22 protein-coding genes, 2 tRNA genes and 3 pseudogenes are annotated in these 24,462 nt (G+C 65.3%); 14 read left to right on the forward strand and 13 right to left on the reverse strand.

The features are described 5' to 3' along the window. Nucleotides 1-126: 126 nt before the first annotated feature. From F6X42_RS34335 to F6X42_RS34350, 4 genes are all read right to left on the reverse strand, one after another. Entirely contained in the window at nt 127-1,770 is a 1,644-nt protein-coding gene (locus F6X42_RS34335; RefSeq protein ID WP_187638420.1) for a GMC family oxidoreductase, read from the reverse strand. Next, nucleotides 1,760-2,425, reverse strand: coding sequence for a gluconate 2-dehydrogenase subunit 3 family protein (locus tag F6X42_RS34340; protein WP_187638421.1), 666 nt, complete (start codon nt 2,423-2,425; stop codon nt 1,760-1,762). The genes F6X42_RS34335 and F6X42_RS34340 overlap by 11 nt, the downstream gene beginning before the upstream one ends. Beyond that, a complete protein-coding gene (locus tag F6X42_RS34345) occupies nt 2,422-3,273 on the reverse strand; it encodes a hypothetical protein (protein WP_376776491.1) in 852 nt (283 codons plus the stop codon). Before F6X42_RS34345 ends, F6X42_RS34340 begins: the two co-directional genes overlap by 4 nt. 212 nt (nt 3,274-3,485) lie before the next feature. Then, nucleotides 3,486-4,610: an enolase C-terminal domain-like protein gene (locus tag F6X42_RS34350; RefSeq protein ID WP_187638422.1), complete on the reverse strand. Its 1,125-nt coding sequence runs from the start codon at nt 4,608-4,610 to the stop codon at nt 3,486-3,488. Nucleotides 4,611-4,938: 328 nt separating this feature from the next. On the opposite strand from F6X42_RS34350, the gene ribBA reads away from it, so the two are divergent. The 4 genes from ribBA (at nt 4,939) to F6X42_RS34370 (ending at nt 8,414) form a co-directional block, all read left to right on the forward strand. After that, nucleotides 4,939-6,072 (forward strand): bifunctional 3,4-dihydroxy-2-butanone-4-phosphate synthase/GTP cyclohydrolase II, encoded by a 1,134-nt coding sequence (ribBA, locus tag F6X42_RS34355; protein ID WP_187638423.1) that lies wholly within the window; start codon nt 4,939-4,941, stop codon nt 6,070-6,072. Between the two features lie 48 nt (nt 6,073-6,120). Beyond that, the gene (gene ribH, locus F6X42_RS34360; RefSeq protein ID WP_187638424.1) at nt 6,121-6,633 is read left to right on the forward strand and encodes a 6,7-dimethyl-8-ribityllumazine synthase; all 513 of its coding nucleotides are present in this window, start codon (nt 6,121-6,123) and stop codon (nt 6,631-6,633) included. Next, nucleotides 6,630-7,064 (forward strand): transcription antitermination factor NusB, encoded by a 435-nt coding sequence (gene nusB / locus F6X42_RS34365; protein ID WP_187638425.1) that lies wholly within the window; start codon nt 6,630-6,632, stop codon nt 7,062-7,064. Before ribH ends, nusB begins: the two co-directional genes overlap by 4 nt. A gap of 153 nt (nt 7,065-7,217) precedes the next feature. Then, nucleotides 7,218-8,414, forward strand: coding sequence for a pyridoxal phosphate-dependent aminotransferase (locus tag F6X42_RS34370; RefSeq protein ID WP_187638426.1), 1,197 nt, complete (start codon nt 7,218-7,220; stop codon nt 8,412-8,414). Nucleotides 8,415-8,506: 92 nt separating this feature from the next. Here F6X42_RS34370 and F6X42_RS34375 read toward each other — a convergent pair whose 3' ends face one another. Next, nucleotides 8,507-9,721, reverse strand: coding sequence for a transglycosylase SLT domain-containing protein (locus F6X42_RS34375; protein ID WP_187638427.1), 1,215 nt, complete (start codon nt 9,719-9,721; stop codon nt 8,507-8,509). A 617-nt stretch (nt 9,722-10,338) separates the two neighbouring features. Here F6X42_RS34375 and F6X42_RS34380 point away from each other — a divergent pair. Next, nucleotides 10,339-11,913 (forward strand): UbiD family decarboxylase, encoded by a 1,575-nt coding sequence (locus F6X42_RS34380; RefSeq protein ID WP_187638428.1) that lies wholly within the window; start codon nt 10,339-10,341, stop codon nt 11,911-11,913. Nucleotides 11,914-11,954: 41 nt separating this feature from the next. Then, the gene (locus F6X42_RS34385; RefSeq protein ID WP_187638429.1) at nt 11,955-12,635 is read left to right on the forward strand and encodes a LysE family translocator; all 681 of its coding nucleotides are present in this window, start codon (nt 11,955-11,957) and stop codon (nt 12,633-12,635) included. Nucleotides 12,636-12,707: 72 nt separating this feature from the next. Here the strand turns inward: F6X42_RS34385 and F6X42_RS34390 are convergent, their stop codons facing one another. The 3 genes from F6X42_RS34390 to F6X42_RS34400 all read right to left on the reverse strand — a co-directional run bounded on the left by F6X42_RS34390 (nt 12,708) and on the right by F6X42_RS34400 (nt 14,725). After that, nucleotides 12,708-13,673 (reverse strand): threo-3-hydroxy-L-aspartate ammonia-lyase, encoded by a 966-nt coding sequence (locus F6X42_RS34390; RefSeq protein WP_187638430.1) that lies wholly within the window; start codon nt 13,671-13,673, stop codon nt 12,708-12,710. Between the two features lie 195 nt (nt 13,674-13,868). Beyond that, complete coding sequence (locus F6X42_RS34395) at nt 13,869-14,177, reverse strand: hypothetical protein (protein WP_187638431.1); 309 nt, start codon at nt 14,175-14,177, stop codon at nt 13,869-13,871. Nucleotides 14,178-14,563: 386 nt separating this feature from the next. Next, entirely contained in the window at nt 14,564-14,725 is a 162-nt protein-coding gene (locus F6X42_RS34400) for a hypothetical protein (RefSeq protein WP_171910228.1), read from the reverse strand. 271 nt (nt 14,726-14,996) lie between these two features. Between F6X42_RS34400 and F6X42_RS34405 the strand changes: the two are divergent. From F6X42_RS34405 to F6X42_RS34415, 3 genes and pseudogenes are all read left to right on the forward strand, one after another. After that, nucleotides 14,997-15,931, forward strand: a pseudogene (locus F6X42_RS34405) (Rossmann-like and DUF2520 domain-containing protein). A gap of 96 nt (nt 15,932-16,027) precedes the next feature. Continuing rightward, entirely contained in the window at nt 16,028-16,348 is a 321-nt protein-coding gene (locus F6X42_RS34410) for an EthD family reductase (RefSeq protein WP_187638432.1), read from the forward strand. 159 nt (nt 16,349-16,507) lie between these two features. Then, nucleotides 16,508-17,071: a YggT family protein gene (locus F6X42_RS34415; RefSeq protein ID WP_187638433.1), complete on the forward strand. Its 564-nt coding sequence runs from the start codon at nt 16,508-16,510 to the stop codon at nt 17,069-17,071. Nucleotides 17,072-17,129: 58 nt separating this feature from the next. Here the strand turns inward: F6X42_RS34415 and F6X42_RS34420 are convergent. Continuing rightward, nucleotides 17,130-18,835: pseudogene (locus tag F6X42_RS34420) on the reverse strand (methyl-accepting chemotaxis protein). Between the two features lie 223 nt (nt 18,836-19,058). Between F6X42_RS34420 and F6X42_RS34425 the strand changes: the two are divergent. Further along, a tRNA-Gly gene (locus F6X42_RS34425) sits at nt 19,059-19,132 on the forward strand. A gap of 126 nt (nt 19,133-19,258) precedes the next feature. Beyond that, nucleotides 19,259-20,068, forward strand: a complete 810-nt coding sequence (gene trmB / locus F6X42_RS34430) for a tRNA (guanosine(46)-N7)-methyltransferase TrmB (RefSeq protein WP_187638434.1) — start codon at nt 19,259-19,261, stop codon at nt 20,066-20,068. A gap of 68 nt (nt 20,069-20,136) precedes the next feature. Here trmB and F6X42_RS34435 read toward each other — a convergent pair whose 3' ends face one another. From F6X42_RS34435 to F6X42_RS34445, 3 genes are all read right to left on the reverse strand, one after another. Further along, the gene (locus F6X42_RS34435) at nt 20,137-20,976 is read right to left on the reverse strand and encodes an undecaprenyl-diphosphate phosphatase (RefSeq protein ID WP_187638435.1); all 840 of its coding nucleotides are present in this window, start codon (nt 20,974-20,976) and stop codon (nt 20,137-20,139) included. A gap of 89 nt (nt 20,977-21,065) precedes the next feature. Beyond that, nucleotides 21,066-21,659: a DUF1439 domain-containing protein gene (locus F6X42_RS34440; RefSeq protein ID WP_187638436.1), complete on the reverse strand. Its 594-nt coding sequence runs from the start codon at nt 21,657-21,659 to the stop codon at nt 21,066-21,068. An 85-nt stretch (nt 21,660-21,744) separates the two neighbouring features. Then, on the reverse strand, nt 21,745-22,047 hold the full coding sequence (locus tag F6X42_RS34445) for a YkgJ family cysteine cluster protein (protein WP_184023217.1): 303 nt from the start codon (nt 22,045-22,047) through the stop codon (nt 21,745-21,747). Nucleotides 22,048-22,216: 169 nt separating this feature from the next. Here F6X42_RS34445 and F6X42_RS34450 point away from each other — a divergent pair. The 3 genes and pseudogenes from F6X42_RS34450 to F6X42_RS34460 all read left to right on the forward strand — a co-directional run. After that, nucleotides 22,217-22,888, forward strand: a pseudogene (locus tag F6X42_RS34450) (oxygen-independent coproporphyrinogen III oxidase); the annotation flags it as partial. A 96-nt stretch (nt 22,889-22,984) separates the two neighbouring features. Continuing rightward, nucleotides 22,985-23,069, forward strand: a tRNA-Leu gene (locus F6X42_RS34455). 530 nt (nt 23,070-23,599) lie between these two features. Next, nucleotides 23,600-23,962, forward strand: a complete 363-nt coding sequence (locus F6X42_RS34460; protein ID WP_187638437.1) for a hypothetical protein — start codon at nt 23,600-23,602, stop codon at nt 23,960-23,962. 82 nt (nt 23,963-24,044) lie between these two features. Here F6X42_RS34460 and F6X42_RS34465 read toward each other — a convergent pair whose 3' ends face one another. After that, the gene (locus tag F6X42_RS34465; RefSeq protein WP_187638438.1) at nt 24,045-24,371 is read right to left on the reverse strand and encodes a hypothetical protein; all 327 of its coding nucleotides are present in this window, start codon (nt 24,369-24,371) and stop codon (nt 24,045-24,047) included. Between the last annotated feature and the right edge of the window lie 91 nt (nt 24,372-24,462).

Consider the following 24,462-nt stretch of genomic DNA (forward strand, 5'->3'; position numbering starts at 1 on the left):
ATGCGCATCGCGCATTGAAGAATGCGAGCGTTTTCGCGCTTCAAAGTGATTTGCGTCTAGCTTCGATGCACAGAGAGCATGTTGTCATCGCATCGGATGCACGCGGAGCCGCTGACGGCTACCAGGCTATAGCTCGCCGCGCGCGGCCAGCGCGACGATCCGGTCGGCGGTGCGGCACGCGATCGCCTGGATCGTCAGCGACGGATTCACGCCGCCGACGGTCGGAAACACCGAGCCGTCGCACACCCACAGGTTGCGGATGTCCCAGCTGCGGCAGTCCGCATCGACGACGCTCGTCGCCGGATCGTCGCCCATGCGCGCGGTGCCGTTCAGGTGGCAGGTGTCGTCGGTCTCGCGCCAGAGCTCCTTGCCACCGGCGGCCGCAAGCGCCTGCTCCATGAAGTCGAGCGAATGCGCGATGAGCCGCTTGTCGTTGTCGCACCATGAATAGGTGACGCGCGCGATCGGCAGCCCGTACTGGTCTTTCTCGTCGGCAAGCGTCACGTGGTTGCGCTGCTGCGGCAGCATCTCGCCGACGATCTTCAACCCCGCCTGATGGTTGTACTTGAGCATCTCCGCGCCGAGCGCGTCGCCCCACAGGCCGCGACCGTTCTGCGACGCGACCCACGCGTTGGGCAACGGTCCCTGGCTCATGTATGCATAGCCGCCGAAGAAATCCTTGCCCTTGTCCTCGTAGTTCCAGTGCTCGGTGATCGACAGCGACGGCGGCCCCTTGTACCAGCGGATGTCGTCATCGAAGGTGCCGTAGACGGCCTGGTTCGATTGCGCCATCAGATATTTGCCGACGAGTCCCGAGCTGTTCGCGAGTCCGTCCGGAAAGCGGCTGTTGGCCGACATCAGCAACAGGCGCGGCGTCTCGATCGCGTAGCCGGCCACCACCACGTTCTTCGCGCGCTGGAATTGCCAACGCCCTTCGCGCAGATATTCGACGCCGCTGGCGAGCCCCGCGTCGTTGGTGACGACGCGGCCGACCATCGCCAGATCGCGCACTTCGGCGCCGGCTCGCACCGCGCGCGGAATCCACGTGACGAGCGCGCTTTGCTTCGCGTTGGTCGCGCAGCCGGACACGCAGAAACCACGGTACACGCACGGATGCGCGCGGCCGCGCGGCGCCGAGATGGTCGCGAGCGGCGTCGGGCTCCAGCCGATGCCGAGCGCCTCGGCGCCGCGCGCGAGCACCAACGCCGCCGCGTTCAGTTCATGCGCGCGATACGGATAGCGCGGCCGCTTCGGCCCCCACGGGTAGTTGACCGGTCCGGAGATTTTCAGTGCGTTCTCGACCTCGCCGTAGTAGCGCCACATCTCGCGCCAGTCGAGCGGCCAGTCGGCGCCATAGCCGAGCACGCTGCGCGACTTGAACCACTCGGGCCGAAAGCGCAGCGACACCATCGCGAAATGGACCGTGCTGCCGCCCACCGCCTTGCCGCTGTTGTTGTTGCCGAGCTTCAACGGATTGTCGCCATCGCAGATACGCTCGTCGGTCCAGAACAGTTTTTCCTGATGCGCTTCGTCGGACGCGAACTCTTCGAGCGGACGCCACCACGCGCCGGCATCGAACGCGACGATCTTGAAGCCTTTCTCCGCGAGCCGGCACGCAAGCGTGCCACCGCCGGCGCCGGTGCCGACGATCGCGAAATCGACCTCCTCGCTGTCAGCGTACGTGCGCATCGGCACCCAGCCGCCGCGCTGAAACACGTCGGGTGCGCGGCCGTCCTTGCCGCGCGGCCGTTGTTGCGCGTCATCGGACACGGCGGTTCTCCTTCGCGGCCTGCTGATGGGTGTCGGGCGTCGCTTCGACCGCCTCCCACGGATCGCGCCGGTTCAGGTACATGCGCACATAGCCGCGCGGATTCGCCGGGCCGCCGAAGCCGATCTCGCTCCACGCGTGCGGGTGCGAGTAGTAGAGGCCGCAGATGTCGTGCAGCACGCGCTCGCCGAAGAACAGCTTCGACGGCATGCCGCGCCACGCGGGGTTCGTCAGTTCGCCGCGCTGCATCTCGCCGAGCAGCGCGATCTGTGTATCTTCCGCGAGGCTCGCGAACGGCAGGCCGCCGCGCTCGCGGCACTCGGCATCGAGCGCGGCGAGGCCGATGCGCCAGGCGTCGCGCATCGGCGGCAAGCGGGCGTCGCGGTAGCCGTCGTTGCTGTTGCCGGCGAGGCGCGCGTCGAGCAGCGCGGCGAGCGGCACGACCGGTTGCGCATTCGCTTGCGGCACGATGCGGGCGCATAGCGGTGTGACCGCGAGCCACTCGACGGCGTTGAAAAAGCGCGGCTCGAGCGGTGTCGCGAGGCGCTCGGCGATCACCGCGCGGGTGTGCGCGTCCCACGACGGCGTCGTGCGTTTGTCGAGCACGTCATAGTCGGGATAGTGGGTGGCTCGGGTCGAGCGTGGTCCGTTGGTCATTTTTCAGTCTCCCGCAGACGCAGCGCGGCGAGCCCGGCGAGCGCCAGCGCGGAAAAGCTCGGCGGCGCGGGCAGCGGCGGCCCGTCGAACAGGTTCTGGCTCCAGTTGCGCCAGCCGCCCTGGCGACGCGCGACACCGCGTGCATGAAAAGCCGTGCCGACGAAGCCGAGCGCGGTCGTGATGCGCAACCAGAGCCGCGTGTGCCAGCGCTCGCGCGGCGCGCTCAGCGCGGCATGCGCGAGCAGCGCCGCGCTGACGGGCGGAATGCTGACCGGCGCGTACATCGCGCGATGCTGGAATGCGCCACGAAAATGCAGCAGCGCAGCCTCCCCCACCGTGCCGACGAGCCCCGCGGCGACCAGCAGACCGAGCGCCTGACCGGCCGGCATGCCGAGCAGTCGCGGAGTGTCGGCGGGCTCGTCGCGCAGCCGTTCGGCGACGGCCCCGAGCGCGCCCGACAGCAGCAGCGCCAGCGGCGCGCCGACCGGCGCCGCGTGAAACAGGTTGTTCCAGCTCCAGCCGCCCGGCCGCTTCATCACGTTGTACAAATGGAAGCCCGTGCCGGCGATGCCCGTCGCCGCCGCGCTCAGATAAATCGCATGGCGAGCGCGATGCGTGTGCCCGCGACGATCCGCGCCGCCATGCAGGCCCGCGGCGAGCGACAGACTCGCGCTGACGAGCGGCGCGAACATCGCGGGGTTGTCGAACGAGCCGCGGTAGTGCTCCATCGCGCTGTCGGCGAGCACCGCCAGCGCGAGCAGCGCGGAGCTGTGGTTGATGGTGCGGGCCGCTTCGACGTGTGCCTCAACTTCGGTGCTGGATTCGCTCGCTCGCGCGCGCCGGCGCACGCCGAACGCTCCGGTCGGACCACGCCGGGAACCTCGAAGATGCTCGTGGCATGCGGCCGTGCGGGCCGCTGCCGCGTGCTTCACGATGCGACTGAGGTTGTCCCGCGCCGCGCGCGGCCAACGCCGCGATGGCCGCCACCGCTGCCGCCGTGTAAAACAATCCGGGTACGCGTGAAGCACTCATCGATCTCGATTCCTGGTGGGGACCTGCTCTATTTGATGAGGTAGCGAGCGGCGTCGCCGTGCCTGAATTGGAGCCCGCAACCGGGCCGCGACAGATCCGGCTTCATCTGGCCATCGTGCAAACGGGGGGCGCCGTCGAACAGCATGGCTTCGATCCGCGCGTGATCGTGGAACCATTCCTGGTGGCGCAGGCGCGGCGCCGCGCACGCGACATGCAGATGCAGCGCCGGCGCGCAGTGCGCGGACAGCGGCACGTGATATGCGTCGCACAGCGCGGCAGCCTGCAGAAAGCCGGTGATGCCGCCGCAGCGACTCGCGTCGGCCTGCAGCACGTCGACACAGCCTCCCGCGAGCAGGTGCCGGAAGTCATCGAGCGTGTAGCCGTACTCGCCGGCGGCGATCTCCATGCCGGCCGGCGCGTGCCCGCGCACGTCGCGCAGGCCCGCTTCGTCGTCCGAAGACACCGGCTCCTCGAACCAGCTCACATGGTGCTCGGCGAAGCGTTGCGCGTAATACAGCGCCTGCTGCGCCGTGAACGCGCCGTTCGCGTCGACGAACAGGCCCGCCACGTCGCCGATCGCCGCGTGCGCCGCGGCGACGCGCGCCGGGTCCTTGTCCGGCTCGCTGCCGATTTTCATCTTCACCCACCGGCAGCCGTCGTGCGCGACCCAGCCCGCGAACTGCTCGTGCAAGCGCTGGTTCGTGTATGTGGTGAAACCGCCGCTGCCATAGACCGGTACGGCCGAACGCAGCGCGCCGAGCAGCGCTATGAGCGGCACGCCGAGCAGCTTCGCCTTCAGGTCCCACAGTGCGCAGTCGATTGCCGAAATCGCGGTGGCGGCCAGTCCCGCGCGGCCGAGATTGCGCACCTGGCGTTGCAATCGTTGCCAATGCGCGCGGACATCCAGTACGTCGTGATTGAGCACGCAGGCGGCGAGCGCGCCCTGAATCAGCGCGACGATGCACGCGTCGCTATACGTGTAGCCGATGCCGGTGTGGCCGCCCGCGTCTGCTTCGACGACGACCAGCGTGGTCGCGTCCCACGCGAACGTGCCGTCGGCCTCCGGCGCGTCGGTCGGAATGCGGTACGCGCTGGCGCGCAGCGCGCTCACCGGCGCTTGCGACGAGCCCCCGCTCATGGTGCCGCGCTTCATGGCCGCGCCCCTGAATCGAGCGCGTGATGGCCGTCAGTGATGCAATAGCCGACGGTCTCGGACATTCCGGTCTCCGGTGGTAGTGAGACGAAGCCGCCTGCTTCGCCGCAAGTACCATTCCGCACTATTGCAATCCGTAAAGCGGGCCGCGCTGGCGCACCGCCCACGTTGCCGCCCGCGCCAATGGCGCCCTCGCCCACCGTTTCGACGAGCATAGCAACCGCGCCCCGCTCGTCACCAGTCGGCCAAACGGCCTATGTCGTTTAGCGGAGGCGACTTGGACCCGCGCGTGGCGTAAAATACCCGCTTTCCCGAAAAACTCGCCAACATGACGCTCGCCTCCACCCAAGAGATCATCGCCGAACTGAAAGCGGGCCGGATGGTGATCCTCGTCGACGAAGAAGACCGCGAAAACGAGGGTGACCTCGTGATTGCCGCCGAGTTTGTCACCCCGGAAGCGATCAATTTCATGGCTCGCTACGGCCGCGGCCTGATCTGTCTGACGCTGACCCAGGACCGCTGCACGCAGCTGAACCTGCCGCTGATGACCTACCGCAACGGCACGCAGTACGGCACCGCGTTTACGGTCAGCATCGAAGCGGCCGAAGGCGTGACGACCGGCATCTCGGCAGCCGACCGTGCCCGCACGATCGCCGCCGCGGTCGCGCCGGACGCCAAGGCCGAGCACATCGTGCAGCCGGGCCATATTTTCCCGATCATGGCCCAGCCGGGCGGCGTGCTGGTGCGCGCCGGCCATACCGAGGCCGGGTGCGACTTCACGAGGCTCGCGGGCCTCACGCCGGCCGCGGTGATCTGCGAAGTCATCAAGGACGACGGGACGATGGCGCGTCTGCCGGACCTGATCGAGTTCGGCAAGCAACACGGCCTGAAGATCGGCACGATCGCCGATCTGATCCACTATCGCAGCCGCACCGAATCGATCGTCGAGCGTATCTGCGAACGCACGATGCAAACCGCGCACGGCGCGTTCCGCGCGGTCATGTATCTCGACCAGCCGAGCGGCCAGCCGCACATCGCGCTGGTGCGCGGCACGCCCGCGCCCGATCGCGACACGCCGGTGCGCGTGCATGAGCCGCTGTCGGTGCTGGATCTGCTCGAAGTCGGCGAATCCACCCATTCGTGGACGCTGGATGCGGCGATGAAAGAGATCGCCGAACGCGATATCGGCGTGGTGGTGCTGCTGAACTGCGGCGACTCGAAAGACCATCTGGTCGACGTCTTCAAGGCGTTCGACTCAACGGAAAAAGCCAACGCGCTGAAGCGCCGGCCGGTCGACTTCAAGACCTACGGCATCGGCGCGCAGATTCTGCGCGAACTCGGCGTCGGCAGGATGCAAGTGCTGTCGAACCCACGCAAGCTCGGCAGCATGTCGGGTTATGGTCTCGAAGTCACGGGCTTCATTCCGATGCCCGGCAGCAAAACGCAAGCCCCGCAAATCTGATCCGGCCACTCACGCGCCTCCCGCCCACTCAAACACTACGGAATTCACATGGAAATCGGACAATACCAACCGAACCTCGACGGCGACGGACTGCGCATCGGCATCGTCCAGGCGCGCTTTAACGAACCCGTCTGCAACGGCCTCGCCGACTCCTGCATCGAAGAACTCGAACGCCTCGGCGTGACCGGCCAGGACGTGCTGCTCGTCACCGTGCCGGGCGCGCTGGAAATCCCGCTCGCGCTTCAAAAGCTCGCGGAAAGCGCGCAATTCGACGCGCTGATCGCGCTCGGCGCGGTGATCCGTGGCGAGACCTACCACTTCGAGCTCGTGTCGAACGAGAGCGGTGCGGGCATCACCCGCATCGGCCTCGACTTCGGTATTCCGGTCGCGAATGCTGTGCTGACCACCGAGAACGACGAGCAGGCCGTCGCGCGCATGACCGAGAAGGGTCGCGACGCCGCGCGCGTGGCTGTCGAAATGGCGAACCTCGCGGTCGCGCTCGAGCAGCTCGGGGGCGATGACGACGATGAAGAAGACGAAGACGACGAGGAAGAGGCATGAAGAGCGCACGCCGACGCTCCCGCGAGCTGGCCACGCAGGGACTTTACCAATGGCTGCTGTCGGGCTCGACCGGAGGTGAGATCGACGCGCAACTGCGCGGCGCGCAAGGTTACGACAAGGCTGACCACGAGCACCTGGAAGCAATCCTGCATGGCGTGATGCGCGATTCCGAAGCGCTGTCCGCCGCCATCGCACCGTGCCTCGACCGTCCGATCGATCAGCTCTCGCCGGTCGAGCGCGCGGTGCTGCTGGTCGCCGCGTTCGAACTGAAGAGTCACGTCGATATTCCGTATCGCGTGGTCATCAACGAGGCGGTCGAGCTGACCAAGACGTTCGGCGGCTCGGACGGCTACAAGTACGTGAACGGCGTGCTCGACAAGCTCTCGGCGCAACTGCGTGCCACCGAGACGCAGGCGGCTCGCAAGAGCTGAGCGCGGCGCGCATGAGGCTATTCGACATGGCTCTCATGCGCCGCACTGCACAGGGCGAAGAATCGAATCGCCCGCAAGGACGCCGCTGCGCACATCGATGAGCGCATCATTTGATGGGTGGGCGCCGTCCTGCTTCTGAACTGGACTGACCGTATGAACTCCGTGACCGAACCTCTCGTGCGGCTTGCCGCGCGCGTCGATGCCATCCAGCCTTTCTACGTGATGGAACTGGCCAAGGAGGCCGCGCTGCTCGAACGCGCAGGGCGCGACATCATTCACATGGGCATCGGCGAGCCGGATTTCACCGCGCCCGAGCCGGTCATCGAGGCGGCCGCCAGCGCGCTGCGCGGCGGCGTCACGCAATACACGAGCGCGCTCGGCGTGCATGCGCTGCGCGACGCGATTTCCGCGCACTACGCCGAGTTCTACGGTATCGACGTCGATCCGGCGCGGATCGTGGTCACGGCGGGCGCGTCGGCCGCGCTGCTGCTAGCGTGCGCGGCGCTCGTCGACCGCGACGACGAAGTGCTGATGCCCGACCCGTGCTATCCGTGCAACCGCCATTTCGTGATCGCCGCCGAAGGTAAGCCGGTGATGGTGCCGAGCGGCCCGACCGAGCGCTTCCAGCTGACCGCCGCCGACGTCGAACGCCTGTGGGGCGAGCGCACCCGCGGCGTGCTGCTCGCATCGCCGTCGAATCCGACTGGTACGTCGATCGAGCCGGCCGAACTCCAGCGCATCGTCAACGCGGTGCGCGCGCGTGGCGGCTTTACGATCGTCGATGAGATCTACCAGGGGCTCAGCTACGACGCGAAGCCGGTGTCGGCGTTGTCGTTCGGCGACGATGTGATCACCGTCAACAGCTTCTCGAAGTACTTCAACATGACCGGCTGGCGTCTCGGCTGGCTCGTCGTGCCGGCCGCGATGGTCGGCGCGTTCGAAAAGCTCGCGCAGAACCTGTTCATCTGCGCGTCGGCGCTCGCGCAGCACGCGGCGCTCGCCTGCTTCGAACCGGACACGATCGCGATTTACGAAGCGCGGCGCCTCGAATTCAAGCGCCGCCGCGACTTCATCGCGCCGGCGCTCGAATCGCTCGGCTTTTCTGTGCCGGTGATGCCCGACGGCGCGTTTTACGTGTACGCGGACTGCTGCGGCGTCGCGCATCCGGCGGCCGGCGACAGCGCGGCGCTCACGAAGGCGATGCTGCACGATGCCGGCGTCGTGCTGGTGCCGGGCATGGACTTCGGCACGCACGCGCCGAAGGAGTACATCCGGCTGTCGTATGCGACCGCGTATCCGAAGCTCGAAGAGGCGGTCGAGCGCCTGGCGAAGCTGTTCGGGCGGCATTGACGCATGGAGTCGGTGAAAACCGAGCTACCAGACGCAAAGAAGGACACCCTCGGGTGTCCTTCTTTTTTCACGCGGCTCGGAAAGCGCCTGACCTAAGCCCCCAGTTCCGACGCCGACGCCACATGGCGCGTCGTCGAATTGGCGCTCGCATCGTCCTGATCGGCCGGTTGCGTATGCCCCGCCGGTGTCGTCGAACTCAGCGTGTGCCCATCCTGCAGTGTCACCTGCACGCGCTTGCCGTTGCCGCCGCTCGTCGCAGCGGCCGGCGCCGGGTTGGCCGACGCGGTCAGCACCGGCGCCTGCGGCGCATTGATCGGCACCTTGCGGCCACGCGCGACGTCGCGCAGACGACCGCGCTCGGCCATCACCTTCGCGCCGTAGCCGCCGTCGTCCTGCGTGCTCGAGCCGACGTACAGGCGCAGGCCGCCCGGCAGCGAGCCGCCGCGCGCGATGCAATCCTTCAGCACGAGCGCGCCGACCTTGATATTCGCGAGCGGTTCGAGCGCCGCGCTCTGGCCGCCGAAATACTGGAATTTGTCCGAGTGCACCTTCGACATCACCTGCATCAGGCCCTGCGCGCCGACGCCGCTCTCGGCGTACGGGTTGAAGCCCGACTCGATCGCCATCACGGACAGCAACAGCAGCGGATCGAGGCCGACTTCACGGCCGGTGTCGAACGCGGCCTTCACGAGCTCGCCGACAGGCTCCTGTGCCACGCGATAACGCCGCGCGAGGTACGACGCGACCAGGTCCTGCCCGTGGCTCGACACGAGCACGCGGTCATCGCGCGCATCGGCGGACACGCGCTGCTGCGGGATCAGACGCGCGAGCGCGCTGACGCCCTGCATCGTGCGCGGATCGAGGCCGTTAAGCGCCGCGGCGCTCGTGCCCGACGAGCTGGAGCCGTCGAACGCGCCATCGAAGCTGGTGGTGGCCACGGTGAGGGTCATGCTGCCGTCGTTCGCGCCATCGGCGGGGTTCGGCGCGGTCGGCTTGGTTGGCGAATTGGCCGACAGCGATTCGTCGGAGGATGCGCCGGCGTTTCTGGCCGGCCCGATGGCCGGCAATGGATTGCCTTGCAGCAGGCGGACAGGACCCGCCTGCACGGCGGCCGAAATGACCGGCATCAGACGCGCGGCGAGCGCGCCGCGCCAGGTCGGCATCAGCCACAGTGCGAGAGCCAGCACTACGGCGATACCGCCGACAATGCTGAACAGGTGATGACTCAGTCGCGTCCCGCGGCGCAGCGCACCGCGCACAATTTGCGCAATACGCTCATCGGGACGCCACGATAACCAGGCGTTCATTCAGATCTCCCATCTTGCATGATCCGCGAACTCCGCCGGGACAAAATCAGGCGGTACAGCGCGCTCGCAGAGTCAAGACATCGCGTGCTCTCTGGCTGAGCCGTAGCGACGTCGGGAAAACGGCAACAAATACCGTTTGGGGAGCCATCTCAAAAACAGCCCACACATACTCGATGTATGCCGGGCTCGGCTCCCACGCGAAAAACCAGCGTTGGTGGACGCTGGTGAGGACTTCAATAATGCCGTTCCACCCTGCAGGGGAAGTAAAACGGTGACGCGTTGCGTCTAGGGACCGGGGCGACGGTAAAAAGGTTAACGGCCTGCGACCAATGTGGACGGATTCTATGCACGCTTTTATAGATCGTCAACACTATAGAATGCAAAATCTATAACTATTTGTAATTATGAACAGTGTTCAGTCGGGCCACAACCGCGTGCAACGCGCGTTTTCAGCGATCCGACCCTGGCTGTCAGAAACAGACCATTTGGTCGATCTACGTGCGCTAGCTAACGCAGGTAAAATCGACGATCGCTTTTGTGCGCCGGACAAGGACCACCGTCGTCCCTCCTGCGTTTCCAGTCCTATGAGCCGTGCATGCGGCCCTGAACGGTTACAGATGAAATACAAAGACTTGCGCGATTTCATCGGCCGCCTCGAGACGATCGGTGAACTGCGCCGAATCTCGCAAAAGGTATCGCCGAATCTCGAAATGACCGAACTCTGCGACCGCGTGCTGCGCGTGGGCGGGCCGGCCCTGCTGTTCGAGAACACCGAGCGGCATGCGTTCCCCGTGCTCGGCAATCTGTTCGGCACACCGCGCCGCGTCGCGCTCGGCATGGGCATCGATGCCGAAGCGAACGCAGGCGACCAGGCGGCGCTCGAATCGCTGCGCGACGTCGGCCGGCTGCTTTCCGCGCTGAAGGAACCGGAGCCGCCGAAAGGCTTCAAGGACGCGGGCAAGCTGTTGTCGCTAGCGAAGGCGGTGTGGGACATGGCGCCGAAGACGGTCAGCGCGCCGCCCTGTCAGGAAATCGTCTGGGAGGGCAACGATGTGGACCTCGCCAAACTGCCCATTCAGACCTGTTGGCCGGGCGATGCCGGACCGCTGATCACCTGGGGTTTGACCGTCACGAAAGGGCCGAACAAGAGCCGACAAAACTTGGGGATCTATCGCCAGCAACTGATCGGGCGTAACAAACTGATCATGCGTTGGCTCACGCATCGCGGCGGCGCGCTCGATTTCCGTGAGTTCGCGCTGAAAAATCCCGGCAAGCCGTATCCGGTGGCGGTCGTGCTCGGCGCGGACCCGGCGACGATCCTCGGCGCGGTTACGCCGGTGCCCGACACGCTGTCCGAATACCAGTTCGCCGGGCTGCTGCGCGGCGGGCGCACCGAACTCGCGAAGTGCATCACGCCCGGCGTCGACGGTCTGCAGGTGCCCGCGCGCGCCGAAATCGTGCTCGAAGGCTTCATCTATCCGCAGGAAGGCGCGCCCTCGCCCGCTCCGGCCGGCGCGCCGCCGCGTCCGTCGAAGGGTGCGTCCGCCATGTACGAACACGCGCTCGAAGGCCCGTACGGCGATCACACCGGCTACTACAACGAACAGGAGTGGTTTCCGGTCTTCACGGTCGAGCGCATCACGATGCGCCGCGACGCGATTTATCACTCCACCTACACCGGCAAACCACCCGACGAGCCCGCTGTGCTCGGCGTCGCGCTGAACGAAGTATTCGTGCCGCTGCTGCAGAAGCAGTTCACCGAGATCACGGACTTCTATCTACCGCCCGAAGGCTGCAGCTACCGCATGGCGATCGTGCAGATGAAGAAAAGCTACCCCGGCCACGCGAAACGCGTGATGTTCGGCGTGTGGAGTTTCCTGCGGCAGTTCATGTATACGAAGTTCATCGTCGTCGTCGATGAAGACGTCAATATCCGCGACTGGAAGGAAGTGATCTGGGCGATCACCACCCGAGTGGACCCGACGCGCGACACGGTGCTCGTCGATCGGACGCCGATCGACTATCTCGATTTCGCGTCGCCGGTGGCTGGCCTCGGCTCGAAGATGGGGCTCGACGCGACCAACAAGTGGCCGGGCGAAACCGACCGCGAGTGGGGCCGCCCGATCGTGATGGACGACGCGGTCAAGCAGCGTGTCGATAGCTTGTGGAACGAGTTGGGCCTCGACCTTTAACGCTCGCCGGACAATCAATAACGGACGGAACGCTCGCGTGGATGCACCCTTTTTCAATGATGTCGGACGGATTTTTTCTGTCCTTGTCGCTGTGCCTCGATATCGGGCTCGTCAATGTCGCAATCATTTCGCTGACGCTGTCGCACGGCTTCCGGCCGGGCTTCTGGCTCGGCCTTGGCTCGTGCGTCGGCGACCTGATTTACGCGACGCTCGCGCTCGCGGGCATGGCCGCGCTGCTGCAGTTCGAGTCGGTGCGCTGGGTCGTGTGGATCGGCGGCGCGGCGATCCTGCTGTTCCTCACCTGGAAGATGGCGCGTGAAGCGATGTTCCCGGCCACGGCTGCCGCGGTCGCCCGCGAAGGCGACGCGGCTGCGCCGCATCGATCGGCATGGCGCGGGTTTCTGCGCGGCGTGCTGCTCGCGGTGTCGTCGCCGTCGGCGATTCTATGGTTCGCGGCGGTCGGCGGCGCGCTGATCGCGAAGGCCGGCGCGACGACCCCGGCGACCGCGCTGATCTTTCTCGGCGGCTTCTTTCTTGGCGGTCTGTGCTGGACGCTTTTTATCTGTGGACTCGGCAGCCACGGACGCAAGCGCGCCGGCACCGGTCTGCTGCGCGCATGTCACGTTCTGTCGGCGCTGCTGTTCGCGTATTTCTCGTACAGCGTGATCGTCAACGGGTATCACGACCTGATCGTGCAAAGCACCGCGCAAGTGGCAAGCTGAAGCGGCTCACCGACAACAAAACGGCTCGCATCGGCGAGCCGTTTTTCCTTCATGCGACTCTGCGTGAGGCGCTCATGCGAGGTAGTGCGCGAGCTTCGGCAGATCGACGTTGCCGCCGCTCACCACCACGCCGACGCGCTTGCCCTTCACCGGCACGATGCCGTTCAGTACCGCCGCCGCCGCGAGGCAACCGGTCGGTTCGACGACGATCTTCATGCGCTGCGCGAAAAAGCGCATCGTGTCGATCAGTTGGGCGTCGCTGACCGTTTCGATTCGCGCGACCAGCCGACGGATGATGTCGAACGTGTAGTCGCCGAGATGCGTCGACGCGGCGCCGTCGGCGATCGTGCGCGGCGCGTCGATATGCACGATCTCGCCGCGCGCGAGCGATTGCTGCCCGTCGTTGCCCGCTTCGGGTTCGATGCCGATCACCGTGCAAGCCGGGCTCAGCGCGGCCGCCGACAACGCGCTGCCGCTGATCAACCCGCCGCCGCCGAGGCAGACGAACAACATGTCGAGCGGGCCGGTTTCGTCGATCAGCTCCTTGACCGCGGTGCCTTGCCCGGCGATCACGTGTGGATGATCGTACGGTGGAATCAGCGTCATGCCGCGCTCGTCGGCCAGGCGCCGGCCGATTTCCTCGCGGTTTTCCTTGTAGCGGTCGTAAGTGATCACTTCACCGCCGTAGCCCTTCGTCGCGGCGACCTTAGCCTCGGGCGCGTCGTGCGGCATCACGATCGTCGCGTGAATGCCGGCGAGGCGCGCCGATAGCGCGATCGCTTGCGCGTGATTGCCCGACGAATAGGTCAGCACGCCGGCCTTGTGCTGCTCCGCGTCGAAATGCGAAATCGCGTTGTATGCGCCGCGGAACTTGAACGCGCCCATACGCTGGAAGTTTTCGCACTTGAAGAAGACCGACGCGCCAGTGCGCTCGTCGAACGTGCTCGACGTCAGAACGGGGGTGCGGTGCGCGACGCCTTCGAGACGCGCGGCCGCGTCGAGGACATCATCGAAGGTGGGAACGGGAAGCGCTGGCATCGGCAAAACTCTCCTGGAGCGGGGCAAAACAGCCATTCTCCCAGCTTCTCCACTGCTTTGAAAAGCGGCTTGCGCGAAGCCCCACCACCGTCGCGGGCAACGCAGACCGGCAGCGCCAAAGAAAAACGGCGTAACCCGGCGCATCGGCCGGGGTTACGCCGTCGAGATTCCCGCGCGCCTCATGCGCGCCCGCGCTTAGCGGTGATAGTAGGGGTGTCCGTAGTAGCCGCGATAGCCGTGGTAGTAGCCACGGTAATAAGGATGGCCATACCTGTAGTAGCCTCCGACCACGACCGGAACCGGCGCATACACCGGCGGGGGCGGCGCGTAGTAGACCGGCGGGGGCGGGGGCGCGTAGTAGACCGGCGGCGGCGCCGCATAGACCGGATAAGCCGGCGCAATCGGCACCCCAAGGCCGATACCGACGGAAACACCTGCCTCCGCAGCCCCGGCAAGTCCCAGGCCGAGTGCGGCTGCAACGACAAACGGAACGATCTTTTTCACTCTTGTTCTCCTAGCGCGGCCTGCCAAGGTCGCCGACTGCACATGCCTCGCATGCGGTGAAATCAATGTATCTAAAAAGCCCCGGCTGAACTGTTCGCATTTGTTGCAAATTGCAATGGGCGAGCTGAAGCGTTTTGCCGAGCGCCGCGCGAGCGCACATACGCGCCGCCGCGACGACGGCGAAATGAGCCGGGAATCAAGGGCTTGCACGCAACTGAAGGGCCGCGCGTCATAGGTCTGATCGAAGGCGCGGGTTTGAGTTCGCGCATCGGTAATCTTTAATTACAAATTCGCTTCAAACCTGACAGCCGGAGGATTTTCCCAATAAAAAATGCCCGCCTCGATTGCTCGAGCCGGGCAGTTCCTCACCTGCGAAGACCGCGTGACTAGCCGACCTTCACGTACGCGAATTCGCGGGACACGTTCGGCGGCACATACGCGCCGCTGATCCGCACGCGCGGCGTCAGGCGCTTTTTCTGATCCCACCAGCGACGGCGCTGGGCGTGCGTCAGGAACCGCAAGTGCTTTCGGTAAGAAAAAATACTCATATCGACCCTCCCGAATTTTCTGACTGCGAACTAAGTACGAAAAAAACAACTAAACCGGCTCATCGACCACTGTTCCTGTCACGTACGATTGTGGGCACTTTTCACACCAATGGGCGTCGCGCCACCCCATGACCGACCGCTAGCGCCATATCGCCCGCAAACTCATCCGACGACAGCTGTCTCACCCGCAAGGGGCCGGACCGCGCGCGCTTCGCCAGATGCGCAATACTGCTGCTTTCCCGTTCACACGATCCGTCTGGAGCAGGCGACCATGTCCCAGCCTTCCTTGCCGCGCGTCGGCTTCATCGGCGCGGGCGGCTCGCGCGCTGTCTCGCGCTCGCGTTTGCGCGCGCCGGCTATCCGGTCACCGCGGTGGCGAGCCGCTCGGCCGCTTCCGCGCGCCGGCTCGCCGCCCAGATCGCACACTGCGCGGTCTGCGACGATCCGCAACAGGTTGTCGACGCCGCCGATATCGTTTTTTTAGCCGTTCCGGACGACAACATCGGTACGACAGCGCACACACTCCGATTTGCAGGCGATGCGACAAGCCACTCCGGCCAGGCGCTGGTGCACTGCAGCGGCGCATCGCCGGTCGAGTTGCTCGCGCCGGCCCGCGACCAGGGCGCCGCGATCGGCGGCTTTCATCCGCTGTATCTATTTAGCGGCGAGCTTGCCGATCTCGAGCGCATCGCCGGCTGCTCGGTGACGATCGAAGCCGACGGCGAGCTGAAAGAGACGCTGACCGCGCTCGCGCTCGCGCTGCGGTGCAATCCGCTGTCCATTCCGCCGGGCGGCCGCATGCTGTATCACGCCGCCGCGCACTACGCGGCGAGCTTCGCGCTATGCAGCCTCGCCGAATGCGTCGGCTTATGGCGCACGCTGGGCTTCGCCGAAGACGACGCGCTGCGCGCGCTGCTGCCGATGCTCGCCGGCACGATCGAAACCGCGCGCGACAAGGGCCTGCCCAACGCGCTCGCGGGTCCGGTATCGCGCGGCGATACCGGTGTCGTGGAGAAGCAGCTCGCGCTGCTGGAAGGATTCGGCGGCGACCATGCTGCGCTGTACGGTCTGCTGACGCGCCGCGCGGTCGACCTCGCCCGACGTCGCGCCAGGCCGCCCGCGACGATTGAAGCGATCTCCGAAGCTGTGGAAGAATCGCTGGGCCGCTCGCTGAATCAGGCCGCGGCAGGTGCAAGCGTGAAGTAAGCCGTGATAATGTGACGTCCGGCGCGCCGGGCGAACCACATGCGAACCACGCGACGACCGGCGCCGCGCTTCGGGATCAACAGACGAGAACGCACAATGATCAAGGTCAGCATCCTCTACCCGTACCGGGAAAATGGCCGCTTCGACATGGACTACTACTGCGCGACCCACATGCCGCTCGCGGCAATGCTGTTCGGGCCGGCGCTGAAAGGCTGGTCGGTCGACGCGGGCCTGAACGCCGGGCCGCCCGGCACGCCGCCGCCTTACGTGGCCGCGGGTCACTTCCTGTTCGATAGCGCGGACGAGTTCTATAAAGTGTTCAAGCCCGCGTCCGAGCAACTATTAGCGGATATCCCGAACTACACCGACGGCGGCAACGGCACGATCCTGATCAGCGAGGTTCGGATTTCCGTGTGATGCCGGACAGACAGCCATCGGAAGGGCGCGCGCAATGGCGTCGAACTTCCGGTTGGCTAACCGGGTAAGTCCAGTAATCCGCCGGCACGCGCCGATCGGGCGACGCCGGCAGCCCACGGCCGGCCCTCGGCCGTCATATCAGAAGCATAAGGACACGAGATGTTTGGCGATATCGCCCGTTTTCTACTCAATACCGTTTTCACGTTGTTCGGCGCGGCGCTGCTGTTGCGCGCGTGGTTGCAGGTCGTGCGCCTGCCGCCGTACAACCCGGTCTCGAACGCCGTGCTGCAGGCGACCAACTGGATCGTGCTGCCGCTGCGGCGCATTCTGCCGAGCACACGCAACATCGACTGGGCGAGCGTGGTCGCGACGCTGATCACCGCGATTATCTACGTCGTCCTGATGATCGTGCTGACCGGCGCCGATCCACTGACGCTCGTGCCGACGCTGCTGATCGTCGCGGTGCTGACGGCGATCAAATGGGCGCTCAATCTGATCATCTGGATGACGATTCTGATGGCGCTGCTGTCGTGGCTCAATCCGCGTTCGCAGGCGATGCCGATTCTCTATCAGCTGACCGCGCCGTTTCTGAATCCGCTGCGCCGCGTGCTGCCGAAATTCGGCGGCATCGATCTGTCGCCGATCCTGCTGTTCGTGATCGTGCAGGTGCTGCAGATGGTTGTCACGCGCGCGGCGGTTCAGCTGACTTATTTCGTGATCTGAGCTGATCGCGCGGGTAGGTCGGCTAACGCTCGACGCCGAGCCGCGCGCAAGCCGTCGGTCAAAACGTACCCCAGTCACTCTCGGCCGCGGTCGCCGCCGCGCGCTCGCGCGCAGGCGCGGCGATCGCCGGCTGTGGCAACGTCAGCTTGTCGACACGTGCGCGTGCCGGCGCTTACGTCGGCGCCGGCTTCGATCCGGCCGCCGCGAAACCGCGGCTCTCCCCCGTCCGGAACACCGACACCGTCTGCTTCATATTGCGCGCCTGCACTTCGAGCGATTGCGCTGCTGCCGCCGCCTGTTCGACGAGCGCCGCGTTCTGCTGTGTGGTCTCGTCCATCTGCGTGACGGCCTGGCCGACCTGGTGGATGCTGCGGTTCTGCTCCTCGGAGGCCGTCGCGATCTCGCCGACGATATCCGACACGCGATGGATCGCGTCCTTGATATCGGTCATCGTTGTGCTGACTTCGGCCGCTTGCCGCGTTCCGCCCTCGATGATCGCGACCGACGTCGTGATCATCTCCTTGATCTCCTTGGCCGCGCTCGCCGAGCGCTGCGCGAGATTGCGCACCTCGCTTGCGACCACCGCGAAGCCGCGCCCCTGCTCGCCCGCGCGCGCCGCCTCGACCGCCGCGTTCAACGCAAGAATATTGGTCTGGAACGCGATGCCCTCGATCACGCCGGTGATTTCCGAGATCCTGGTCGAGCTGCCGCTGATCTCGCCGATGGTCCGCACCATGTCCTCGACGGCAGTATTGCCGGTGTTGGCGACCTGCGCCGCCTGAGTCGCGAGCGCGCTCGCGTTGTCGCTGTTGCGGCTGACGGTCTGCGTCAACTCCGACATGCTCGCCGCGGTCTGTTCGAGCGAAGCGGCCTGCTCTTCGGTGCGCGCGGACAGATCGATGTTGCCGCCCGCGATCTGCTGCGAAGCGATGCTGACCGACTCGGCGCTTTCGCGGATCGAGTCGATCGTCGTCGCGAGACGCTGCTGCATGTGCGCGACCGCCCGCAGGATGCTGCGCTCGTCAGTGCTGTCGGTGTGCAGGCGCTGGCTCAGGTCGCCGCTCGCGATCTGCTCGACGAGCTTCGCGACTTCGGCCGGTTCGCCGCCGATCTGCCGCACGACCGCGCGCGTCACCAGCAGCCCGAGGCCGATCGCGATCGCGACGCCGACGAGCGCGCAGCCCGCGATCCACCACGTCACCGAGCGGACCATGTCGAAGCCGTTCGCGACGCGCTGCCTCGCCAGTTCGTCGCGCACGTCGGACAGCTTGATCATCAGCGTGCGCAGCTTGACATGCAGCGGATCGGTGGTCGATTTGAGCTCCGCGAGCGCGCCGGTCTGATCGCCCTGGTCGGCAAGCGCCATCACTTTCGCGACCGAACTCATATAGGCCGGATAGGCGGCGTCGAAGTCGCTCAGCAATTGCTTTTGCGCGTCAGTGGTCGCGTGCTTGCGCTCGTAGTCGAACGCCGACAGGATCGCCGCTTCGCCGCCGTGATTCAGGCGCACCGTATCGGCGCGGCCGGCCGGCTCCGGATTCAGAATGTACGAATACAGGCCCGGAAGTGCGAGGCGGCTTGCCAGGCGGCGGTGCCATCGTCGCGCACCGGCACGAATTCGCGGTCGTACATCTCGGTTTGCATCGTCGCGAGTTCGCGCACCTTCAGCACACCGACCGTGCCGACGATGGCCGTCACGAATGCGCACAGCAACAACGAGCCGACAAGCTTCTGGCTCAGCTTCAGATTGGAAAGCCACTGCATCTTGGGAGAGTCTCTTGATCAGGAGGGGAGCGCCGGGCTCGTGCTGGCTTCCGGTTTCGAAAGCGCACGGCGTTGGGAACCAGGCGGGTTAACGGCAAGCGGAGACGGTATCTGAAGGTCAGTGCCGTTCGAACCGTCGAAGCGAAAAGACGGGTTTGCTGTTCGCGCGCGCGAACCATACCCCTGCCCAAATGGCCGAAATCCCTGTAAAATCTCGCCTTTCGCGGGCGTCGTATAATGGTAATACCCTAGCTTCCCAAGCTAGAGCCGTGGGTTCGATTCCCATCGCCCGCTCCACTTTCCGGCTGAGTGTTCAGCGCAATCCAGCAAGAGCCGCCTCCCTGAAGGCGGCTTTTTTGTAGTGGCAACGGCCCGGCATAGTGCGCGCGACGCGCAGCCCTCACCCTTGCAGCAGCATCGACGATGATCCACGATCCAAACGACTCCGGCCTCCCGGACGACTCCCCGACACCCACGAGCGCAGCCGCCGGCCAGCCCACCGGCAACCATGCGGACAATGCCGATGGCACGCCGGGTGCAGCGCCGGCAGATACGCTGTATCACCGCCGCATTCGCAGCTTCGTCACGCGCGCGGGTCGCGTGTCGACCGGCCAGCGCCGCGCGCTCGATGAGTTCGGTCCGCGCTTCGTCGTACCCTACGCGCCGCAGCAGCCCGACTGGACCGGCGTGTTCGGCCGACAGGCGCCGCGCATACTGGAGATCGGCTTCGGCATGGGCGCGACCACCGCGGAGATCGCCGCGCAACGTCCCGCCGACGATTTCCTGGGCGTCGAAGTCCACGAGCCCGGCGTCGGCGCGCTGCTGAAGCTGATCGGCGAACTGTCGGTTACGAACATCCGCATCATCCAGCACGACGCGGTCGAAGTGCTCGAGCACATGATCGCGCCCGACAGCCTCGACGGCGTGCACATTTTCTTCCCCGACCCGTGGCACAAGGCGCGCCATCACAAGCGCCGGCTGATCCAGCCGAAGTTCGTCGCGCTACTCGTGTCGCGTCTGAAGCCGGGTGCGTATCTGCATTGCGCGACCGACTGGCAGAACTACGCCGAACAAATGCTCGAAGTGCTCGGCGCCGATCCGTTGCTCGAGAACACCGCCGACACCTACGCGCCGCGGCCCGACTACCGTCCGGTGACGAAGTTCGAGCGGCGCGGCCTGCGACTCGGCCACGGCGTGTGGGATCTCGTGTTCCGCAAGCGCGGCGCCGCGTAACGCGACGAGACGGCAAGCCAACAAAAAAGGTCCGCATACGCGGACCTTTTTTCATCGCGCGGCAGGGCTCAATCGGCCCAGCTCAACCCGCCGCTATAACCGATCAGCAGGATCAGCAGGCCGAAGCCGATCCGATACCACGCGAACACCGTGAAGTCGTGCGACGCGACGTAGCGCAGCAACCAGCGTATGCAGATGAACGCACTGACGAACGCCGCCGCGAAGCCCAGCGCGAAGCTGCCGAGCGCATCGGCGGTGAGCAGATGCCAGTCCTTGTACAGCTCGTAGGCGGTCGCGCCGAAGATGATCGGAATCGCGAGAAAGAATGAAAACTCGGTCGCGGCGCGACGCTCGATGCCGAACAGCATGCCGCCGATGATCGTGGAGCCCGAACGCGAGGTTCCCGGAATCAACGCGAAGCACTGCGCGAGGCCGACTTTCAGCGCATCGAGCGGGCTCAGATCGTCGATGCTGCGCACCCGCACCGCCGTGTCGCCGCGCGCACGCTGACGCGCCTCCGCCCACAGAATCACGACGCCGCCCGCGACCAGCGCGAACGCAACCGGCACCGGCGAGAACAGGGCCTGCTTGATCGACTTTTCGAACAGCAGGCCGAGCACGACCGCCGGAATCGTCGCGATGATCACGTTCAGCGCGAAGCGGCGCGCATCGGGCCGACTCGGCAGACCCACGATCACGGTGCCGATGCGGCGGCGAAACTCCCAGCACACGGCGAGAATCGCGCCGAGCTGGATCACGACATCGAAGGTCTTTGCGTGTTCGTCGTCGGAGAAATCGAGCAGACTGCCGACGACGATCAGATGCCCGGTACTCGACACCGGCAAAAACTCCGTCAAACCCTCGACCACGCCGAGAATCAGCGCCTTGCAAGCCAGTAGCCAGTCCATCCGTGCCCCTTATCGCGGTAGGTTGTCGCAACGAAGAGGGCCGCGCGGTCATCGCTGGCATGCGCGGCCCAGGCGGCCGCGCGTGCGCGTCATTTTTCGACGATCTGCACGCGTATGCCGTTTGTAAGGATGGTGATTGTACCGGGTTCGTAGCTCACGCCGGCAAATTGCAGTTGCTCGGGTTTGAACGTGTAGATCGGATAGTTGGTCAGCAACTGGGTCGCGAGCAGCGCCGCGGCCGCGTTGATCTGCTGCGTGTAGGCCTGCGCCTGGCCGCTCACGCTGACGTTATCGACACTTGGCGACTTGAGGATCACCGAGCGGCTCGCCACGTCGTACGCGAGTTCGCTCGACAGCGTGAATACACCATCGACCGGCTGTTGCAGGAACGGGCTCGCGAAACGCACATCGAGTTTCACCTGCACCCGGTTCGCATCGGGCAGCATGCCCACCACCGGATTGCTCAGCGCGACCTCGAACACCTGCGACACCGTGCGCTGATACGGGAACTTGCGCTGCACGGCCTCCTGCACCTGCTGTTGCGAGAACGTGTAATGCGACGGCATAAACGGAAACATCGGGCTCGCGCATGCCGCGAGCGACACAGTGATGCCAAGCACGCTGCTGCCAGTCAGCGCTGCGCGCAAAAAGCGGCGCCGGGCCGGCGCTGCGGGTCGAGTCATGCGAAATCTCCTGTGGACGCCCTTGCGGACATCGGCTTGCGTCGGCGGGGTGTGGTTGGCGACGGCGCTGACCGCGTGCCGCGCGTCATGGATGGGATGCCGGTTGCGTTTGCGCTTCGAGTTGCGTGAGCCACGCGAGCGCTTCACCGCGATTCGCGCCGCACATCTCGAGTTGCGGCTGCAGACCCGAGCAGCACGCGGGCCGCTCCGGCCGACCGAAGATCGCGCAGCGCAGATCGTCGCCGAGTTGCACGCAGCGCACGCCCGCCGGCTTGCCGTTCGGCATGCCCGGAATCGGACTCGAAATCGACGGCGCGATACAGCACGCGCCGCAATCGGGACGGCACGCGTGAGCGTCCACCCGTGCACTGTTCAACCTTTGATCCACGTCATCTTTCCTGAACTCAAACCTTGGCAACGCGTTGCCAGACCCGCATTGTGCCACTGCCGCCCACCGTCCGATCCCGCTCATGTCCCAAGCCGACACCCTGTTCCGCCCCGACCTGCTCGCGCGCTACAGCGCGAATGGTCCTCGTTATACGTCCTACCCGAGCGCGCCGCAGTTCCGCGAAACGTTCGACACGATGCACATGCCACAGCTCTTCAAGATGCAGCGCCAGATGGATTCCGCGACGCTGCCGTCGAGCGAACAGCGGCTCGCTCTGCTGCAACGGGTGGTCGAACGGCAGACGCACGCGGGTTATGTCCACATCGGCATGGATCACTTCGCGCTGCCTGGCGACGAACTCGCTCGCGCGCAGGCACGGCGCACGCTGCACCGCAATTTCCAGGGCTACAGCACGCGGGCCGAGTGCGATCTGATCGGCTTTGGCGCATCGTCGATCGGCAAGGTCGGGGACGTGTACGCACAGAACGCGAGAGCGCTGCCCGCTTACGCCGACGCGATCGATGCGGGCCGGCTCGCGATCGCGCGCGGCGTCCGCCTGTCCGCCGACGACCGTCTGCGCCGCGACGTGATCACGCAGCTCATGTGCAACCTCGAACTGCGCTTCGACGAATTCGAGACGGCATACGGCATCCACTTCGCCGACACGTTCGCGCCGGAACTCGCGCGTCTGCGTTCATTCGAGGACGACGGGCTGATCTCGCTCAGCGCGCGCAAGCTCGAAGTGCGGATGGCCGGCCGCATGCTGGTGCGCAATCTCGCGATGGTATTTGATCGCTATCTCGGCGAGCAGACACTCGAACGGTTCTCGCGCACGGTCTGAGCGGGCGAAAGCAGTCGGCTTGCCCGTCCACCGATTTTCGGCCATAATCTGCGTCTTCTTCGCGCGCTGATCTCCCCCATGCGCGCCGCAGTATCTGCCCAGGTGGTGAAATTGGTAGACGCAGGGGACTCAAAATCCCCCGCCGCAAGGCGTGCCGGTTCGATTCCGGCCCTGGGCACCAAATCTCTCAAAGCCTTTTCTGGCTTAGATTTCCAGCAAAGTTACCGCCCTAGGAAATTTCCCACAGGAAAACGCAAAAAGCCGCTTTCCCACAATTTTCCCACACGGCGTGGCCCTTTTCTTATATGCGTAGGCTGACATTTCGTCGGATGCGGCAGGCCCACAGACTTGGCCTGCGTTGCGCCCCATTGCATTTGAGCGCCTGCAACCGCAGATGCCGGACAATAGTCTGGCAGCTGCCCTTCCCCAACTCGAGCTGCACATTCGTCGGCCTCGGCCTTCGCCGTTGCTTTCGTACCCGCCGCACGCGCGCGCGACATCGGGAGCCGGATATGACCTCAAGAAGCGTCCCAGCCGCCGTGGCCAGGCACATCTCGTGTAGTCACCCGTCGGGATTTGGTAACAAAAACTGCGTGGAAATCCTGCGCCGCTAAGCCATCCTGCGACCGTCAGCCAAACGACGGAGGCCATCAGACTATGGAAACAACTTGCCTTGACAGCACGTCGTCAGGCGTTCGCACTGTGCTGCACATGTCACCCGCCGTGATGGCGGCGGCAATCGTGTCCGCACAGAAATGCGGGTTAAGCCTGCGCGAGCGGCTCGACCGTGCCGTCGCGAGCCTTATTGCCGACAACCACCCAGAAGGCGCAGCACCGTGGTCGGTGCAGGCCGCCGACCTGTTTGCAAACGTCGCGAATTGCTCCCCAGAGCTGTTGCACGGCCGATGGTCGCTGCTTTACGAGCGGGTGCAACTAGAGCACGACCTTTGGCATCAGACGGAGCAAACGGCGCAAGAGATGAATGACGGCGAGCTGCCGGCTGCTCCATACATAGTGCCCGCTCGGCTGCGGAGAGCCTGGCCAAGATTGGTGGCAGGGGTGTTCTGCGTCTGAGCAGCCCACAGTCTTGACAGATATTTGTCCAGACAGCAAGTTTGAACAGCAGGCGCCACATTTCGGCGGCGCGCGACCATGATTATTCCGAGCCAGAAGGTAGCAGGGGCGAGCGGAGCACTTTCTGAATTCGCACCCACTCTGCCCGGATGAACTCATGTTCCTCACGGGCAATCGCTGCATCGCGCAATACGTTCAATGGGTACCAGCGGCCGCTTTTCTCTTGATACAGGACTCGGTCGTATACATTTCCGGTATGTGATTTGCGCCACGGCTCAAATTTCTCGGACAAGCGCGTGAAGGCATGGTTGAGGCTGTCCAGCGGCTCTTCGGAAACTATCAACGGAACCAGAATCTGGCTCGTTACAATTCCGGCTATTTCAAAAGTGGAGTGGGTAATGCGGCTCACGAGGCATGTGGATTGAAGGCCGAGAAGTCGAGCTTGCCTGCGATCAGGAACAGCACGGTCCGCATGGTTTTGAAGCTGGCGTATCCGCGCG

Source organism: Paraburkholderia podalyriae (assembly GCF_014397785.1).
In the GTDB taxonomy this organism is placed as follows: Bacteria; Pseudomonadota; Gammaproteobacteria; order Burkholderiales; family Burkholderiaceae; genus Paraburkholderia; species Paraburkholderia podalyriae.

Coding starts and splice junctions, on each gene's coding strand:
- F6X42_RS34460 (WP_187638437.1), top strand. CDS start 23,600: ATGTCACCCGCCGTGATGGCGGCGGCAATCGTGTCCGCACAGAAATGC.
- F6X42_RS34350 (WP_187638422.1), bottom strand. CDS start 4,610: ATGAAGCGCGGCACCATGAGCGGGGGCTCGTCGCAAGCGCCGGTGAGC.
- F6X42_RS34390 (WP_187638430.1), bottom strand. CDS start 13,673: ATGCCAGCGCTTCCCGTTCCCACCTTCGATGATGTCCTCGACGCGGCC.
- F6X42_RS34410 (WP_187638432.1), top strand. CDS start 16,028: ATGATCAAGGTCAGCATCCTCTACCCGTACCGGGAAAATGGCCGCTTC.
- F6X42_RS34380 (WP_187638428.1), top strand. CDS start 10,339: ATGAAATACAAAGACTTGCGCGATTTCATCGGCCGCCTCGAGACGATC.
- F6X42_RS34415 (WP_187638433.1), top strand. CDS start 16,508: ATGTTTGGCGATATCGCCCGTTTTCTACTCAATACCGTTTTCACGTTG.
- nusB (WP_187638425.1), top strand. CDS start 6,630: ATGAAGAGCGCACGCCGACGCTCCCGCGAGCTGGCCACGCAGGGACTT.
- F6X42_RS34340 (WP_187638421.1), bottom strand. CDS start 2,425: ATGACCAACGGACCACGCTCGACCCGAGCCACCCACTATCCCGACTAT.
- F6X42_RS34400 (WP_171910228.1), bottom strand. CDS start 14,725: ATGAGTATTTTTTCTTACCGAAAGCACTTGCGGTTCCTGACGCACGCC.
- trmB (WP_187638434.1), top strand. CDS start 19,259: ATGATCCACGATCCAAACGACTCCGGCCTCCCGGACGACTCCCCGACA.
- F6X42_RS34435 (WP_187638435.1), bottom strand. CDS start 20,976: ATGGACTGGCTACTGGCTTGCAAGGCGCTGATTCTCGGCGTGGTCGAG.
- F6X42_RS34440 (WP_187638436.1), bottom strand. CDS start 21,659: ATGACTCGACCCGCAGCGCCGGCCCGGCGCCGCTTTTTGCGCGCAGCG.
- ribBA (WP_187638423.1), top strand. CDS start 4,939: ATGACGCTCGCCTCCACCCAAGAGATCATCGCCGAACTGAAAGCGGGC.
- F6X42_RS34375 (WP_187638427.1), bottom strand. CDS start 9,721: ATGAACGCCTGGTTATCGTGGCGTCCCGATGAGCGTATTGCGCAAATT.
- F6X42_RS34385 (WP_187638429.1), top strand. CDS start 11,955: ATGCACCCTTTTTCAATGATGTCGGACGGATTTTTTCTGTCCTTGTCG.
- F6X42_RS34370 (WP_187638426.1), top strand. CDS start 7,218: ATGAACTCCGTGACCGAACCTCTCGTGCGGCTTGCCGCGCGCGTCGAT.
- ribH (WP_187638424.1), top strand. CDS start 6,121: ATGGAAATCGGACAATACCAACCGAACCTCGACGGCGACGGACTGCGC.